Below are 15,401 nucleotides of genomic sequence, written 5' to 3' on the forward strand. Positions count from 1 at the left end.
GGGAGTGGTGCGGATGCGGTGGTACGACGGCGACGGGCGCTGTGCGGCCCGCCGTCCGGGTCTGGGAGGAGCCGATCTCGGAGGAGCCGATCTCAGATGAGCCATGGGGTCTCCACATCATCCGTACGGGCCGTCCGGGCGCGGTTGCGCACTGGACGGGTACATGACGAAGGAAGCTATCGCTGAGCAGGCGTGGGCATCAATGCATTCCGTGAGAAAACCCGCCACAGCACCCGGAGTCGAAGGTTCCAGGTGGATCCCTCGTCTTTCCATCAACTGGCCCCTGTCGGAAGGGCCGAGGGCGCCCTACGATGCGTGATCTGGATCAAGCCATACCCGTCCCCACCAGGAGAAACCGTGAATACCGCACCAACCGGCGATCGCCCAGGCGATCAGCTGCTACACGATCATCCCTCCTACACCCAGGTGCAGGAGAGCGCGGAGTTCGGCGAACTGCGCCGCGCGCACCGCTCGTTCGCCTTCCCGCTCACCATCGCGTTCGTCAGCTGGTACCTGCTGTACGTCCTGCTGTCGAACTACGCGCACGGCTTCATGGCCACCAAGGTGGTCGGCAACATCAACGTGGCCCTGGTGTTCGGGCTCGCCCAGTTCCTGACCACCTTTCTCATCGCCTGGTGGTACTCCCGGCACGCCGCCGCCAAGCTCGACCCGCGGACCGCGGCGATCAAGTCCCGTATGCGAGGCGGCGCATGAGCGTTCATCAGCTCGCGGTGGAGAGCGCGTCGGACCATCGGCCGCTGATCATCACCCTCTTCTCGGTCTTCGTCGCCGCGACCCTCGGCATCACCGTATGGGCCGGCCGCCAGACCAAGGACGCCAACGACTTCTACGCCGGCGGCCGCTCCTTCAGCGGCTTCCAGAACGGCCTGGCCATCTCCGGCGACTACATGTCCGCCGCGTCCTTCCTCGGCATCGCCGGCGCCATCGCGCTCACCGGCTACGACGGGTTCCTGTACTCGATCGGCTTCCTCGTCGCCTGGCTGGTCGCCCTGCTGCTGGTGGCCGAGCCACTGCGCAACACCGGCCGGTACACGATGGGCGATGTGCTCGCCTACCGGATGCGCCAGCGCCCGGTCCGCACCGCCGCGGGCGTCTCCACCATCGTCGTGTCGATCTTCTACCTGCTGGCCCAGATGGCGGGCGCGGGCGTGCTGGTCTCCCTCCTGCTGGGCATCACCAACGAGGCCGGAAAGATCCTCATCGTCGTCCTCGTCGGCGTGGTGATGATCCTCTACGTGTCCATCGGCGGCATGAAGGGCACCACCTGGGTGCAGATGGTCAAGGCCGTGATGCTGATCGCGGGCGCCCTGCTGATGACCTTCCTGGTGCTGCTGAAGTTCGACTTCAACGTGTCCGACCTGCTGGGCAAGGCGGCGGAGAACAGCGGTATGGGCCACGCCTTCCTGGAGCCGGGCCTGAAGTACGGAGCCACCGGCACCACCAAGCTCGACTTCATCTCGCTCGGCCTCGCCCTGGTGCTCGGCACCGCGGGCCTGCCGCACATCCTCATCCGCTTCTACACCGTCCCCACGGCCAAGGCCGCCCGTAAGTCGGTGAACTGGGCGATCGGCATCATCGGCGTGTTCTACCTGATGACCATCGCGCTGGGCTTCGGCGCCGCCGCGCTGCTGAACGGGGCGGACATCAAGAAGTCGAACCCGGCCGGGAACACCGCCGCACCCCTGCTCGCCGAGAAGCTCGGCGGCCCGGTGCTGCTCGCCGTGATCTCCGCGGTGGCGTTCGCGACCATCCTCGCCGTCGTCGCCGGGCTCACCCTCGCCTCCTCGTCCTCCTTCGCCCACGACCTGTACGCCAACGTCATCCGCAAGGGCCAGGCGACGCAGGAGGAGGAGGTCAAGGCCGCGCGCTGGGCGACCGTCGGCATCGGCATCGTCGCGATCGTGCTCGGGGTCTTCGCCCGGGATCTGAACGTCGCCGGGCTCGTCGCGCTGGCCTTCGCGGTCGCCGCGTCCGCCAATCTCCCGACGATCCTGTACAGCCTGTTCTGGAAGCGGTTCACCACCCAGGGCGCGCTGTGGTCCATCTACGGCGGGCTGGCCTCCTCCGTCTTCCTGGTGCTCTTCTCGCCGGTTGTCTCCGGCAATCCGAAGAGCTCGATGTTCAAGGGCGTCGACTTCCACTGGTTCCCGCTGGAGAACCCGGGACTGATCTCCATCCCCCTCGGCTTCCTGCTCGGCTGGGTGGGATCCCTGCTGTCCAAGGAGGAGCCGGACCCGAAGAAGTACGCGGAGCTGGAGGTCCGCTCGCTCACCGGATACGGCGCGCACTGACCGGCTCGTCCGAGCGACCGGCTCGTCCGAGCGACGGGCCGGTACCGGCTTGTGTGAACCGACCGGTTCGTACGGGCCCGGGGTGGCCCCCCTCACGGTCCTGGGCGGTCCCTGACGGTCCTGCGGAAATCCGATCGTCACAGCCGTCGCGTACGCTGCGGAACAATTGATGTAGCGCACGCACGCATGCCTGCGAACCGTGGAGGGGCTGCCACCATGCTGATCGACACTTACGGTCGCGTCGCCACCGACCTGCGTGTCTCCCTGACCGACCGGTGCAATCTGCGCTGCACCTACTGCATGCCCGAAGAAGGGCTCCAGTGGCTGGCCAAACCCGATCTGCTCACCGATGACGAGATCGTCCGGCTGATCGGGATCGCGGTGACCGAGCTCGGCGTCACCGAGGTCCGGTTCACCGGCGGCGAGCCGCTGCTGCGCCCCGGCCTGGTCTCCATCGTCGAGCGCTGCGCCGCCCTCGCCCCGCGCCCCCAGATGTCGCTGACCACCAACGGCGTCGGTCTGGAGCGCACCGCGGGGGCGCTGCGCGACGCGGGCCTGGACCGGGTCAATGTCTCCCTCGACACCCTGCGCCCGGAGGTCTTCCAGGCGCTGACCCGGCGCAAGCGCCACGGCGACGTACTGCGCGGGCTGGAGGCGGCCCGCGCCGCCGGGCTCACCCCGGTCAAGGTCAACGCGGTGCTGATGCCCGGCCTCAACGAGGACGAGGCCCCCGATCTGCTCGCCTGGGCCCTGGAGCACGACTACGAACTGCGGTTCATCGAGCAGATGCCGCTGGACCCCCAGCACGGCTGGAAGCGCGACGGCATGATCACCGCGGGGGACATCCTGGCCAGTCTGCGCACCCGCTTCGCCCTCGCCCCGGAGGACGACGGCGAGCGCGGCTCCGCGCCCGCCGAGCGCTGGCTCGTCGACGGCGGCCCGGCCCGCGTCGGCGTCATCGCCTCCGTCACCCGCCCGTTCTGCCGCGCCTGCGACCGCACCCGGCTGACCGCCGACGGACAGGTGCGCACCTGTCTGTTCGCCCGCGAGGAGTCCGATCTGCGCGGGGCGCTGCGCTCCGGCGCCCCGGACGAGGAGATCGCCCGGCTGTGGCGGGTGGCGATGTGGGGCAAGAAGGCGGGGTCCGGACTGGACGATCCGTCGTTCCTCCAGCCGGACCGCCCGATGTCGGCGATCGGCGGCTGAGCGGGGCGGCCCACGGTCGTGGTCGGCCGCCCGCCCGGATCAGTGATCGGCGGCCGACCACTCCTCGAGCGTGACCACGTCCTTCAGAAAGCCCCGCACGCCCAGGAACTGGGACAGATGCTCACGGTGCTCCTCGCAGGCCAGCCAGGTCTTGCGCCGCTCCGGAGTATGGATCTTCGGATTGTTCCAGGCCAGCACCCAGACCGCCGGGGCGCGGCAGCCCTTGGCGGAGCAGATCACGGCATCGTCTTCGGCGGGGGTCTCGCGGGTGTTCACACCGCAGACTCTACGGAAGCCGCCACGGACATGACGACGCCGGGCAGCCACGGGGGGAGCCGCCCGGCGTCGGTCCGTCGCTCCGACGGGGGATGCGGAGCGCGTACGCAGTATGTCACGAGGGATGGGGCGCAGTGCACCGGAACAGCATGATTGATCTGAGGATTTCCTGAGCCTACGGAAACATGGCAGGTCAGCCGTGTCCTCCGCGTCCATCCTCACTGGTATGCCCAACGTCTTCCGGGCCGGATTCCGCCTGCGAGCCGTCCGATGGCTCCTGACGCGGACCGTCGGAGTGCGGCGCGGAGATCAACATGGGCCGCTGCGGAGGCGGGATGAAACTGGCGGGAAGCGAAGGGGCGTTCTCCCGGCCCGCGTTGGCTATGACCACCGCGATATACGGCAGCACCGCGCCCAGCACCAGCGCCACGATGGCCACATGGCGCTCCACGTTCCACAGCACCGCGGCCAGCACGACGGAGATGGTGCGCACGGTCATCGAGATCACATAGCGCCGCTGCCGACCGCGCACATCGTCGGCCAGCCCCTGGCGGGCACCGGTGATCCGGAAGACTTCCGGGCCGCCCTGCTTCCGCATCACGTTCCACCACCTGATCGAGGAGCAGGCTCCCCCGCTCTGGGACGTACTCAACGTTACGCCGCGCGGGCTCGGGCTTCGAGACCGGGGCACCCCGATGGGTGGCCACTCGATTACGCCATGACATGGACCCGACGCTCCGACGTGCGCCGTAGTCGAATTGGTCGAACACTGGAAAGAAATGCGCATCCCCACCGCGTCAGGAGGCGACATGAACTGGCTGTGGGCGATCGTCGTAGGAATCATCCTCGGTGTGCTTGCCAGGGCGATCCTCCCCGGTAAGCAGCACATCCCCCTGTGGCTGACCTGCCTCTTCGGCATCCTCGGAGCGATCTTGGGCAACGCGGTGGCCGGATGGGTCGGAGTCAGGTACACCGAAGGCTTCGACTGGATCCGGCATCTGCTCCAACTGGCCGGGGCGGTCCTGATCGTCGCCCTCGGCACCCCCCTGTGGCAGACCATTCGCCACGGCGGAAGACGGGAGCGGGCCTAGGCGGCCGCCTGAGCGGCGGCGGCCGGCGCGCGTGGTGGATGCGCACCGGCCGCCGCTTCGGGCCGTTGTGGACGGCATGGCACCGCCCCGGGGCGGTCACCGCCCCTGGATGTGGGCTCACAGCCCCTGGATGTGGGCTCACAGCCCCTGGATGTGGGCGATCTTGCGCCCGGCCTTGAGGTAGACGGTGCCGGAGGCCGCGGTGAGTCCGGCCTCCGCCAGGGTCTCCGCGACCACCTCGGCCAGCGGCCGTACCGCCTGCGCCTCGGGCAGCACCACCGACTCCTGGCCGCCGTCGGTCTCGATGACCAGCCGCAGCCCGTTCTGCTTGGCGACCCGGCGGGCGGCCGACGCGCTGGGCTGGAACTCCAGGACCTTGCTCAGCACGGTCGCGACGGTCTCCGGACCGTGCTCGGCGGCGTCCACCACCGGCAGGGTGCCCACATCGGCGAAGCTCTTCTTGGAGAACTGGGCGACAAAGCCCGCCCGCGCCTTCATGGCCGCCTCGATGCCGTACAGCGCCGCGACGACCTCGCCCGCCAGGACCTTCTTCAGATCCATCGGATGCAGCGAACGGTCCTCCACCCGGGCGGTCGCGGCGGCGATCTCCAGGTCCGTCCACTCCGTCCACGCCTCCAGGTACGGCTTCATCAGCCGGTCCGGAATCGACATGATCTTGCCGAAGACATCGTCGGCGGTCGCGGTGAGCGCCACATAGTTGCCCTTGGACTTGGACATCTTGGCACCGGTGCCGTCGGTGCCCTCGATCAGCGGCATGGTGACGACCAGCTGCGGGGTCTGCCCGCGCAGCTCCATCAGCTTGCGGCCCATCTGGAGGTTGAGCAGCTGGTCCGCGCCGCCGAGCTCGACATCGCACTCCAGCGCCACCGAGTCCAGCGCCTGGGCGATGGGGTACAGCAGCTCGGACATGGTCAGCCCGGAGCCCGCCGCCAGCCGGTTACGGAAGTCCTCGCGCTGGAGCAGCTGGGAGACCGGCACCTGGGCGAGCAGCGTCAGCAGCTCCGGGAAGGTGTACGGCGCCAGCCACTCGCTGTTCTGCCGGAAGCTGACCTTCTCGAAGTCGAAGAACGGCCGCACCTGCTCCTGGTAGCCCGCGAGGTTCCGCGCGATGTCCTCGTCGGTCAGCGGCGGACGCTCCGCCGTACGGCCCGACGGGTCCCCGATCTTGGCCGTGAAGTCACCGATCAGCAGGGTGACGTCATGGCCCATCCGCTGGAAGCGGCTGAGGATGATCATCGGTACGACGTGGCCGAGGTGCACATCGGCTGCGGTCGGGTCGATGCCCAGCTTGATTCCCAGCCCCTTGCCCTCGGCCCGACGCCGCTCGATGCGCTCGGTCAGCTCGGCCACGCCCGGCAGCACCTCGACCGTGCGGGACGCGATCAGCTCCGCCTGGTCCTTGGGCGGCAGGTCCGTCAGATCCAGATAGCGCCGCGAGCCCGTCTCGTTCAGCAGCCGCTCGACGATGCTGTCGGAGGAGAGGTCCTGGCTGAGGAGCTCGCTGGCGCGGGCGACGGATTCGCCGAGGCGTGTCATGAGGTTCCTGAGGTGAGTCATGGATGGACGGATGGGCGGGGACCAGTGTATTCGGCCGGTCACACCCCCTTGCTGACGGAGCTCATGTTGAAGTCCGGGATCCGCAGCGCGGGCATCGCGGCCCGGGTGAACCAGTCGCCCCACTCGCGCGGCAGGGTGGGCTCGGTACGGCCCGCCTCGGTGGCGCGGGAGAGCAGATCCACTGGCGACTCGTTGAACCGGAAGTTGTTCACCTCGCCGATCACCTCGCCGTCCTCGATCAGATAGACCCCGTCCCGGGTCAGCCCGGTCAGCAGCAGGGTGGCCGGATCGACCTCGCGGATGTACCACAGACAGGTCAGCAGCAGGGCCGGGCCCTGGCCGCCGGTGGCCGCGACCATCTCCTCCAGGGAGCGGGTGCCTTCCGCCTCGAGGATCAGGTTGTCGATCGCCGGGGCCACCGGCAGCCCGGTGAGGCCGGCCGAGTGCCGGGTGGTGAGCAACTGGTGCAGCACCCCGTCGCGCAGCCAGTCGGTGGCCGGCAGCCGCAGCCCGTTGTCGAAGACCGACGCGTCGTCCCCCGAGGAGTGCGCGATCACGAACGGCGCCGCCTCGAGGCCCGGTGCGTGCGGATCGCTGCGCAGCGTCATGGGCAGCGGCGACAGCTTCTCCCCGATCCGGGTCCCGCCGCCGGGGCGGCTGAAGACGGTACGGCCCTCCGCCGCGTCCCGCGCCGCCGACGACCACATCTGATAGACCAGCAGATCGGCCACGGCGGACGGGGGCAGCAGCGTCTCGTAGCGGCCCGCCGGAAGCTCCACCCGCCGCTCGGCCCAGGCCAGCCGCGCGGCCAGCTCGGCGTCGATCGCGGCCGGGTCCACATCGGTGAAGTCACGGGTGGCGCGCCCGGCCCACGCCGAGCGCGGCCCGCCGCCGTCGGAGGCCGGGGACTTGGCGTTGATCTCCAGCGTGCCGGTCGGCTGGTCGTGGCGCAGCCGCAGCCCGGTGGAGGTGCCCAGATAGGTCGACACGACCTCGTGGTGGGCGAAGCCGTACAGCTCCCGGCCGCCCGCCCGCGCCCGTGCGAAGGAGTCGCCAAGGGCGGGCGCGAAGGCCGCGAACACCTCCGAGGAGGTCTCGGCGGGGGACTCGGCGAAACCGGGGGAGTCCGGAAGCGAGGCGTCCGGTCCGACCAGCGGCTGGGCGTCCTCGGCCGGACCCGCCTCCTGGGCCGCCGCCTCGGCGGCCCGGACCAGCGGTTCCAGCTCCTCGGCGGTCACGGCGGACCGGGACACCACACCCGAGGCGGTGCCCTTGGCGCCGTCCACGGTGGCCACCACGGTCAGCGAGCGGCCGCGGGTGACGCCGTTGGTGGTCAGAGCGTTGCCGGCCCAGCGCAGATGGGCCGTGGACGTCTCGTCCGCGATCACTACACAGCCGTCCGCGCGGGACAGCTCCAGGGCGCGTTCGACGATCTCGTGCGGCTTGGTCATCGCCCGGCCTCCTGGGTGGTGTTGAGGATGTTCACGCCGCGGAACAGCGCGGACGGGCAGCCGTGCGACACCGCCGCCACCTGCCCCGGCTGCGCCTTGCCGCAGTTGAACGCGCCGTGCAGCTCGTAGGTCTGCGGACCGCCGACGGCCGACATCGAGCCCCAGAAGTCGGTGGTGGTGGCCTGGTAGGCGAAGTCCCGCACCTGCCCGGCCACAGCGCCGTTCCGGATGCGATACGCCCGTTGCGCCGTGAACTGGAAGTTGTAGCGCTGCATATCGATCGACCATGAGCGATCGCCGACGAGATAGAGGCCGTTCTCGACATCGCCGATCAGATCCTCGGTCGACGGCCCGCCCTCGGCCGACGGTCGCAGCGACACATTGGCCATCCGCTGCACCGGCACATGGCTCGGCGAGTCGGCGTACGCACAGCCATTGGACCGCTCGAAACCGGTCAGCCGGGCGATCCGGCGGTCCATCTGATAGCCCACGAGTGTGCCGTTCCGCACCAGGTCCCAGGACTGCGCGGCCACCCCCTCGTCGTCGTAGCCGGTCGTGGCCAGCCCATGCTCGGCCGTCCGGTCACCGGTGACGTTCATGATCTCCGAGCCGTAGACCAGCTTGCCCAACTGGTCGAAGGTGGCGAACGAGGTCCCCGCGTACGCCGCCTCGTAGCCCAGCGCCCGGTCCAGCTCGGTGGCGTGGCCGATCGACTCATGGATGGTCAGCCACAGATTGGACGGGTCGATCACCAGGTCGTACGCCCCGGGCTCCACCGACGGCGCCCGCATCTTCTCGGCCAGCAGAACGGGCATCTCGGCCAGCTCCGCGTCCCAGTCCCAGACACCGGCTCCGGCCCCGGCCCCGGTCAGATACTCCCAGCCGCGCCCCACCGGCGGGGCCGTGGTGCGCATCGAGTCGAACTCACCCGTCGTGGGATCCACCGCGAACGCGGTCAGCTGCGGATGCAGCCGTACCCGCTGCTGGGTGGTCGTGGTGCCCGCGGTGTCCGCGTAGAACTTGTTGTCCTGGATGGTCAGCAGCGACGCGTCGGCGTGCGCGACCCCCTCGGCCGCCAGCAGCCGCTCGCTCCACTCGGCCAGCAGTCCGGTCTTCTCCGCGTCCGGGACGTCGAACGGATTGATCTCGTACGAGGAGATCCACGTCTTGTCCGCGTGCACCGGCTCATCGGCCAGCTCCACCCGCTCATCGGACCCGGCCGCCTCGATCACCTTGGCCGACAGCTTCGCCATCGCCACCGCCCGCGAGGCCACCCGCGCCGCCGCGTCCATACTCAGATCCACCCCGGACGCGAACCCCCAGGCCCCACCGTGCACCACCCGCACCGCGTAGCCCACGTCGGTGGTGTCCGAGGACCCCGAGGGCCTGGCATCCCGCAGCCGCCACGAGGCGCTACGCACCCGCTCGAACCGGAAGTCGGCATGCTCGGCCCCGAGCGCGCGGGCGCGGGCGAGGGCCGCGTCGGCGAGCGCCCTGAGCGGCAGCGCGAGGAATGACGGATCGATCTCGTGCGCCACGGGCGACTCCCCTTCGTCGGTGTGTCCGAGCGATGTGCTCTTGATGTGCTCGACGGCAGTGAACCATGCCACACCCGACCGGGCTCATCTTGCGCCGGGGTGAATTCGGCTGCACTAGAGGCATTGGACCCAACGCTGGCTGAACCACCAGAGTCTTAGGGACGAAAGGGTATCCAATAGCGCTTTCACCCATGGCGGCGCTATGTCATGTCTTCAGTCACTGACTAGCTTACCCACATTGGGGACCAGTAGAGGATTTCAGTGCCGGTTTCGTCAGCCAGGACAAGGGTCTTCCGGCCTTCGGTTCCATACACTGTGATCAACCTGACGGAATCTGCAGTAACGGATTCGAGGGTCCGCAACAGGCGGTCGATCTCTGCGTGTTCCGTAGTGTCCGGGGGAAATCTAGCGATCCTTCTCCTGTATGTTCGTTGTAGTGATTCGATACCCACTCCGGCGTGTGAGTCGTCAACTCTATTTATGTTGCCAACGATGGTCTTGAATGATTTATCGACAATCCCTCGATCGATCGCCCTATCAAGGGATTCAATCAACCTGGACATTTCCAGCTCTTTCCGTTGTTGGTGGATACTTGGGCTCCTGACACTTCACCCCTGATTAGTACTTCGCTTTCTCCGTAGATGTCCGGTGACTCGGCTATTCTGGATTTGGGAATTGCGGATTTTGGGATTCTCAGGACTATTCCTCCCGATCCCAGCTCGTCGGCGGCGTCAACCGCTACGCCGTCGAAGTCCGTGGTCCACGAGGTGAACTCACTGTGTGTATCACCTCCATTATGGCTTGCGGGGTCGTCGTGGCCGCCCAACGGCACTGCGCGACCTTGCTTGGCCTCATCGTACTTATAGTGCCCGTTCGGAATGCCGCGATAGAGGTACTCGTCTTCGCTGTCGCCTGATTTCAGGCCCATCGGGTCAATCAGTGTTAGGGCATTCAGGACATAGGCATAATTGTTTGGAGCCGGGCGGAGGCCCAATGGGTCAGGCGAATTGTAGCGGGCGGCTTCTGGGTCGTAGTAACGGAAGTAGTTGTAGTGCAGGCCCGTTTCGGCGTCGGCGTACTGGCCGGGGAAGCGGAGAGGGCAGTCCACCTCCGGGGTCCCCGGTGGGGCGGGGAGAGGGGTGCCCCAGAGGGTGGTGCGGGGGTGCCAGGCCAGGGTGCCGTCGGGGGCGATGAGTTCGGTGGGGGTGCCGACCAGGTCCGTGACGATCGCATGGAAGCGCGTGTCGTACTCGGTTCCGGCGAGCTTCGATATCGAGGTCTGGGATATCGGGCGGTGCGTGCCCGGAGCGTAGTCCCAGGTGGTGGTGTGGCCATCGGACGTGGTCTGTTCGGCGAGGCGCGTGCCGTCCCAGGTGAATTCGATCCGCTCCGCCACCGTGTCGTCCGCTGCGAGGCGTTGCTTGGCGGTGCGGCGGCTCAGGGGGTCGTAGGTGTAGCGCCAGCGCGCGCCGTCCGGGGTGATGGCTTCGGTGAGTCGGTCTTCCGCGTTCCAGACGTAGGTCCAGGTGTGGCGCTGGCCGTTGAGGAGGCGGCGGGTGCGGCGGATCAGGCGGCCCTGGGCGTCGTGCTCGTACATCGTGCGGCTGCTCTCGCCGCCCGCGGTGCGGATGAGGGTGCCGCTGAACTCACGCGGGCCAGGGGAGGGGTGCTTGGGAGCCTCGGCCGTGGTGAGGTTGCCCGCGGTGTCGTAGGCGTAGGTCTCAGTCCAGCCGTTGGCGTGCACGGCGGTGACCCTGCCGACCGGGTCGAGGTCGAAGGTCCTAGTGCCCGAGGTGAGTTCGCGGATCTCGGTGAGGTGGTCGTCCAAGCGGTAGCCGTACGCGCGGTGCTGGATGAGTGTGTCGGCCGGGCCGGTGACGGTCTGACCCGTCATGCGGTCCAGTTCGTCCCAGGTCTGGGTGAGCGTCACATCGGCACCGAAGGTGCGGGACGTCTCGCGGCCCGACGCGTCATAGCCGAAGCGCAGGCTGTTGTCCGCGGTGGTGAGCGACACCGGACGCGATACCGCGTCGTGGGTCCACTGGGAACGCACACCGGCCGGGGTTGTGCGCTCGGTGCGGTTGTCCGCAAGGTCGTGCGCGTACGTCGTGGTGCGGTCGTTGACCGTCTCGGTCAGGATCCGGCCGACGGCGTCATAGGTGCGGGCGAGCTCTGTGTCCGGGTTGGTGGCGCGTATGAGGCGGCCCGCGGCGTCGTAGGCGAAAGTCGTCTCGGTGCTGTCGTCCGCGCGTGTGGAGACCGTACGGCCCAGCGCGTCCCGCTGGTAGCGCAACCGCTCGCCCGCCCCGTTGGTGCGGGCGGTGACGCGGCCCGCGGCGTCGTGTTCGTACGACAGCGTGCGGCCGTTGAAGTCGGTTTCGGAGGTGAGCCGCCCGGCGCCGTCGTAGGTGTAGGTCCAGTTCAGGCCCTGGGGGTTGGTGACCTGGGTCAGCTGTAGCTGGGTGTCGTAGGTGAAGGCGTACTCCGCCCCGTCCGGCTCCGTCCGCGTCGCCGGGAGGTCGAAGTGGGTGTGGGTGTGGCGGGTGGTGTTGCCTGCCGGGTCGGTGTGCTCGAGGAGGTTGCCTTCGGCGTCCCAGTTCCAGGTGTCGCGGCTGCCGTCGGGCCGGGTGCGCCACGCGGGCTTGCCCTCGATCGTCCAGCCTTGGCGGGTGACATGGCCCAGCGGGTCGGTGATGCGGGTGATACGGCCGTGGGTGCCCCTGCGGACGGTGGTCGTGTTGCCCAGGGCGTCGGTGGCCTCGACCGGCAGGCCCGCCTCGTTGCACGCGACGCGAGTGGTGTGGCCCAGCGGGTCGGTGACCGAGGTCAGGTTGCCGGACTCGTCATACGTGTAGTGGGTCTCCGCGCCCGATGGGTCCGTTGTCCTGGTGCGGTTGCCCCGCTCGTCGTACGCGTAGCGCCACACGGCGCCGTCCGGTTCGCACACCTCCAGCGGCTGGCTGTGCGCGTCATAGGTGGCGGTGGCCGCCGTTCCGTCCGGGCGGTCGATGCGTATGAGGTTGCTGGAGTCGTCGTACTCGTAGCGGGTGGTGTGGCCCAGTGGGTCGGTCACCGACAGCGGCAGTCGGCGGCCCTCGGGGTCCCATTCAGTGTGGGTGGTGTGGCCCAGGGCGTCGGTGCGGGATACCGCCCGGTAGGCGTCGTCGAAGACGTAAGTGGTGTGGTGGCCGAGTGAGTCGGTGTAGATGGTGGTGCGGGAGGCCGCGTCGTAGCGGAAGCGGCTGGCCATCATGTCGTCCGAGGCGATGGTGCGCAGCACGCGGCCGCGGTGGTCGTAGAAGTAGCCGAAGCTGGTGCCGTTGCGGTCGGTCCAGGAGGTGATGCGGTGGGTGTCGTCGTAGGTGAACCGCATCGGTTCCTCGGCCGAGTTGAAGACCTCGGTCAAGTCGCCCGCGCCGTTGTAGCCAAAGGACACCAGTGTGGTGCCGGTCTCGGTGTCGCCGACGCCCAGCAGCCGCAGCGCGGTGACGCGCAGCAGTTCCGGGTCGGTGTCGATCGCGATGCGGTAGCCGCCGGAGTGCGCCACCTCCCGTGGAGCACCCTCCTCATCGTAGGTGAAGGTGATGGACCGGCCGTTGCGGTCCTCGATCATCTGGAGGGGGAGCTCGTTGCCCTCCACGCCCTCCAAGGGCGCGAAGTGGAGGGTGTGGGCCTGCTCGGGGATCTCGATCCGCATGGTGCCGCCCACCGCGCCGTCCCAGCGCAGCGGCCAGCGCGGGCCCCGGACCGGGTAGGTGTCCTCCCCGGGATGGGGGATCGCGTAGCGCAGCACCATGCCGTCGGCCGCGACGAACACGGCTCCGTCCGCGTCGAGTTCCAGGCGCTGGTCGAGGGTGGCGGCCCAGGTGCGGCCGAACCAGCCGCCGCAGGTATGGCCGGAGACGAAGGTGCGCTCCAGGACCAGCGGCAGTGCCCCGGGCAGCGAGACGTCCGTGGTCGGCAGGACCATTTCGCCGGTGGCGACGTCGACCGGGTCGTGCTCACAGTTCCTGTTATGTGTGTGCTCGTCGTGGCTGCCCTTGTTACCCGCCTTTTCACGTGCCTCGCCGTCCCGGCCGAGCGCCTTCCTGCGGGCGGCCAGGCGCTGCGCGGCGTTCTTACCTGTGTGCAGACCCCTGCGCAGCGCGCTCGCGCCGCCGGTGGCCAGGGCCAGCAGCAGTGTCGGGGTGATCTCGCCCGCCGTACGCAGCGGATCCTGGGACCACCCCTTCCAGTTGCGGATGGCTTTTGCGAACTCCTCGGGATGCTGGGCTATGTACGTCGCGCCGTCCGCCATACCGGCCAGCTGCATCGAGAAAGCGTTCAGGTCGCCCTTGACCAGCGAAGCGGGGAGCTCGGCAATACCGAGGATGCTGTAATGGGCCTTCCACAGCCCGTCCTTGAGGCTCTCCCCGCGCTTTTCCCACTTACTCGGCTTGTCCGGAGCCTTCTTCGTCGCCTCGTCGATCTTCTTCTTCGATGTATCGACGACCAGCTGAAGCTCTTCGATCAGCTTGTCCAGCCGACCGACGCAGTCCTCCATCCCCGAGACACCGGGATCGGTCTCCGAAGGCCGCTCCGGTAACTGCTCGTCGCCGCGCTTGACCGCGTCGTTGTACGTCTCGACCTTCTTGTTGTGCGCCTTGGAGGACGCCCGCGCCCGCTCCGCGGCCTCGATGATCGGCCCACACCGCTTCTGTACCGAGCGCAGCTTCCTGGCGTACGCGGCCAGCGCGCTGGCCGCGTACGTGAACTCATCGTGGCCCGACCTCAGTTCCTTCGGAAGGCGGTCGACCGCCTTCCGGAATTCCCCCGCGCCCCTGCCCTGCCAATCCGTCAGTCCCAGCGGCCGCAGCTTGTCCTTGCCGTCCTGGAAGGCACCCGCATACGCCCGCAAGTCCAGCACCAGGTCATCGATGTCGTCCGGGTTTCCCGGGATCAAGTCCTTGGCCGTGGCGCCCGCCGGTATGCGTATCTGCGGGGTCCGCCCCGCGTCCGGATCGCCCATCAGGACTCGTCCTCATACTCACGCAGCGCCTGGTTCACCAGCTTCTGCACGCCCGACGTCGTCTCACGCTTTTCCATCTCCGGCCTGCCCACGTTCTCCCAGGACCACTTGCCCGCAGCGCCCGACGGGAGCTTGGCCATGTTCTCGTCCGACGGCCAGAAGTCCTTCACCCGCAGCAGATCCGCCAGCATGTACCCGGCGATCGCCTCATACAGCCGCTCCACCACCACATCCGCGTGGTCCGCGAGCTCGCCCATGCCAAAGCCCCACGCCTTGATGAACCCCTCGCCGGCCGTGAGGAGTTCGGGCGAGCCGCAGTGCTTGAGATAGGCCGTCAGGGTCTCTTGGCCGTTCTTGACCGCCCGCGCCCCGACCACCGACTCCTCCAGCGGGACGATGACACTCTGCACCGATGCGATCTCGATCTTGTAGCCGTCGGCGCCCTCATTACCGCCGTACTTGCCGTGCTCACCCCCCTCACTCGGCGCACGGTTCACATTCCTCGCGTCAGGATCGCCCACGGTCGTCCCCCTCCTCGTGAACCTCCGCAGCTTCGCGCAGCATCTCCGCGTCCAACAGGAAAGGTTGCTCACCCAACGGGTCCACGAACGCCCGCACACCCTCCGGCAACAGCCCCACCAGATCCTCGACCGTCGTCGACGCCCAAGAGCACGCACCCGCGAAACGGGCAAGGCCCGGGATCGACGTGAACACCGGCACGACCGGGCCGGCCTCCGCCGTCTCCGAGACCAGGAAGCCCGGACTCTCCGGGCGCTGGAAGTACAGGCGCACCTCGCGCAGCGCCGCCCACTTCTCCCGCTCCGACATCCCCGCCGCGGTCTCCTGACGTACGAGATCCGCCAGGCTCTCTCTGCCGCCCTTTCCCGGCGGCCGGTTGTTCCCTCCCCCAAACATGAGGGCTATCTTCACACAGGTGACCG

12 protein-coding genes are annotated in these 15,401 nt (G+C 68.5%); 4 read left to right on the forward strand and 8 right to left on the reverse strand.

The window, feature by feature from the left end:
• Positions 1 to 396: 396 nt before the first annotated feature.
• The 3 genes from AC4BEG_RS27150 (at position 397) to moaA (ending at position 3,518) form a co-directional block, all read left to right on the forward strand.
• Positions 397 to 714 carry a DUF485 domain-containing protein gene (locus tag AC4BEG_RS27150; RefSeq protein WP_490707208.1) on the forward strand — a complete coding sequence of 106 codons (318 nt, stop codon included), beginning with the start codon at positions 397 to 399 and terminating at the stop codon, positions 712 to 714.
• A complete protein-coding gene (locus AC4BEG_RS27155; RefSeq protein ID WP_490702359.1) occupies positions 711 to 2,312 on the forward strand; it encodes a solute symporter family protein in 1,602 nt (533 codons plus the stop codon). The genes AC4BEG_RS27150 and AC4BEG_RS27155 overlap by 4 nt, the downstream gene beginning before the upstream one ends.
• A 216-nt stretch (positions 2,313 to 2,528) precedes the next feature.
• Positions 2,529 to 3,518 carry a GTP 3',8-cyclase MoaA gene (moaA, locus tag AC4BEG_RS27160; RefSeq protein WP_490702360.1) on the forward strand — a complete coding sequence of 330 codons (990 nt, stop codon included), beginning with the start codon at positions 2,529 to 2,531 and terminating at the stop codon, positions 3,516 to 3,518.
• A 39-nt stretch (positions 3,519 to 3,557) separates the two neighbouring features.
• Here the strand turns inward: moaA and AC4BEG_RS27165 are convergent, their stop codons facing one another.
• Together AC4BEG_RS27165 and AC4BEG_RS27170 are read right to left on the reverse strand one after the other, a co-directional pair.
• Positions 3,558 to 3,794, reverse strand: a complete 237-nt coding sequence (locus AC4BEG_RS27165; protein ID WP_490702361.1) for a hypothetical protein — start codon at positions 3,792 to 3,794, stop codon at positions 3,558 to 3,560.
• Positions 3,795 to 3,987: 193 nt separating this feature from the next.
• Complete coding sequence (locus AC4BEG_RS27170) at positions 3,988 to 4,392, reverse strand: DUF3099 domain-containing protein (protein WP_490707209.1); 405 nt, start codon at positions 4,390 to 4,392, stop codon at positions 3,988 to 3,990.
• Between the two features lie 211 nt (positions 4,393 to 4,603).
• Between AC4BEG_RS27170 and AC4BEG_RS27175 the strand changes: the two genes are divergently transcribed.
• Complete coding sequence (locus AC4BEG_RS27175; protein WP_490702362.1) at positions 4,604 to 4,885, forward strand: GlsB/YeaQ/YmgE family stress response membrane protein; 282 nt, start codon at positions 4,604 to 4,606, stop codon at positions 4,883 to 4,885.
• Between the two features lie 138 nt (positions 4,886 to 5,023).
• Here AC4BEG_RS27175 and tyrS read toward each other — a convergent pair whose 3' ends face one another.
• From tyrS to AC4BEG_RS27205, 6 genes are all read right to left on the reverse strand, one after another.
• Positions 5,024 to 6,442 carry a tyrosine--tRNA ligase gene (gene tyrS / locus AC4BEG_RS27180; protein WP_490702363.1) on the reverse strand — a complete coding sequence of 473 codons (1,419 nt, stop codon included), beginning with the start codon at positions 6,440 to 6,442 and terminating at the stop codon, positions 5,024 to 5,026.
• Positions 6,443 to 6,501: 59 nt separating this feature from the next.
• A complete protein-coding gene (locus AC4BEG_RS27185; protein ID WP_490702364.1) occupies positions 6,502 to 7,914 on the reverse strand; it encodes a metallopeptidase TldD-related protein in 1,413 nt (470 codons plus the stop codon).
• On the reverse strand, positions 7,911 to 9,452 hold the full coding sequence (locus AC4BEG_RS27190; protein ID WP_490707210.1) for a TldD/PmbA family protein: 1,542 nt from the start codon (positions 9,450 to 9,452) through the stop codon (positions 7,911 to 7,913). Before AC4BEG_RS27190 ends, AC4BEG_RS27185 begins: the two co-directional genes overlap by 4 nt.
• 550 nt (positions 9,453 to 10,002) lie before the next feature.
• The gene (locus AC4BEG_RS27195) at positions 10,003 to 14,460 is read right to left on the reverse strand and encodes a putative T7SS-secreted protein (RefSeq protein WP_490702365.1); all 4,458 of its coding nucleotides are present in this window, start codon (positions 14,458 to 14,460) and stop codon (positions 10,003 to 10,005) included.
• A complete protein-coding gene (locus AC4BEG_RS27200) occupies positions 14,460 to 14,981 on the reverse strand; it encodes a hypothetical protein (RefSeq protein WP_490702366.1) in 522 nt (173 codons plus the stop codon). The genes AC4BEG_RS27195 and AC4BEG_RS27200 overlap by 1 nt, the downstream gene beginning before the upstream one ends.
• Positions 14,968 to 15,288 carry an SseB family protein gene (locus AC4BEG_RS27205; protein WP_490702367.1) on the reverse strand — a complete coding sequence of 107 codons (321 nt, stop codon included), beginning with the start codon at positions 15,286 to 15,288 and terminating at the stop codon, positions 14,968 to 14,970. The genes AC4BEG_RS27200 and AC4BEG_RS27205 overlap by 14 nt, the downstream gene beginning before the upstream one ends.
• Positions 15,289 to 15,401 lie beyond the last annotated feature (113 nt).

The organism is Streptomyces sp. JLBJ103 (assembly GCF_058215575.1).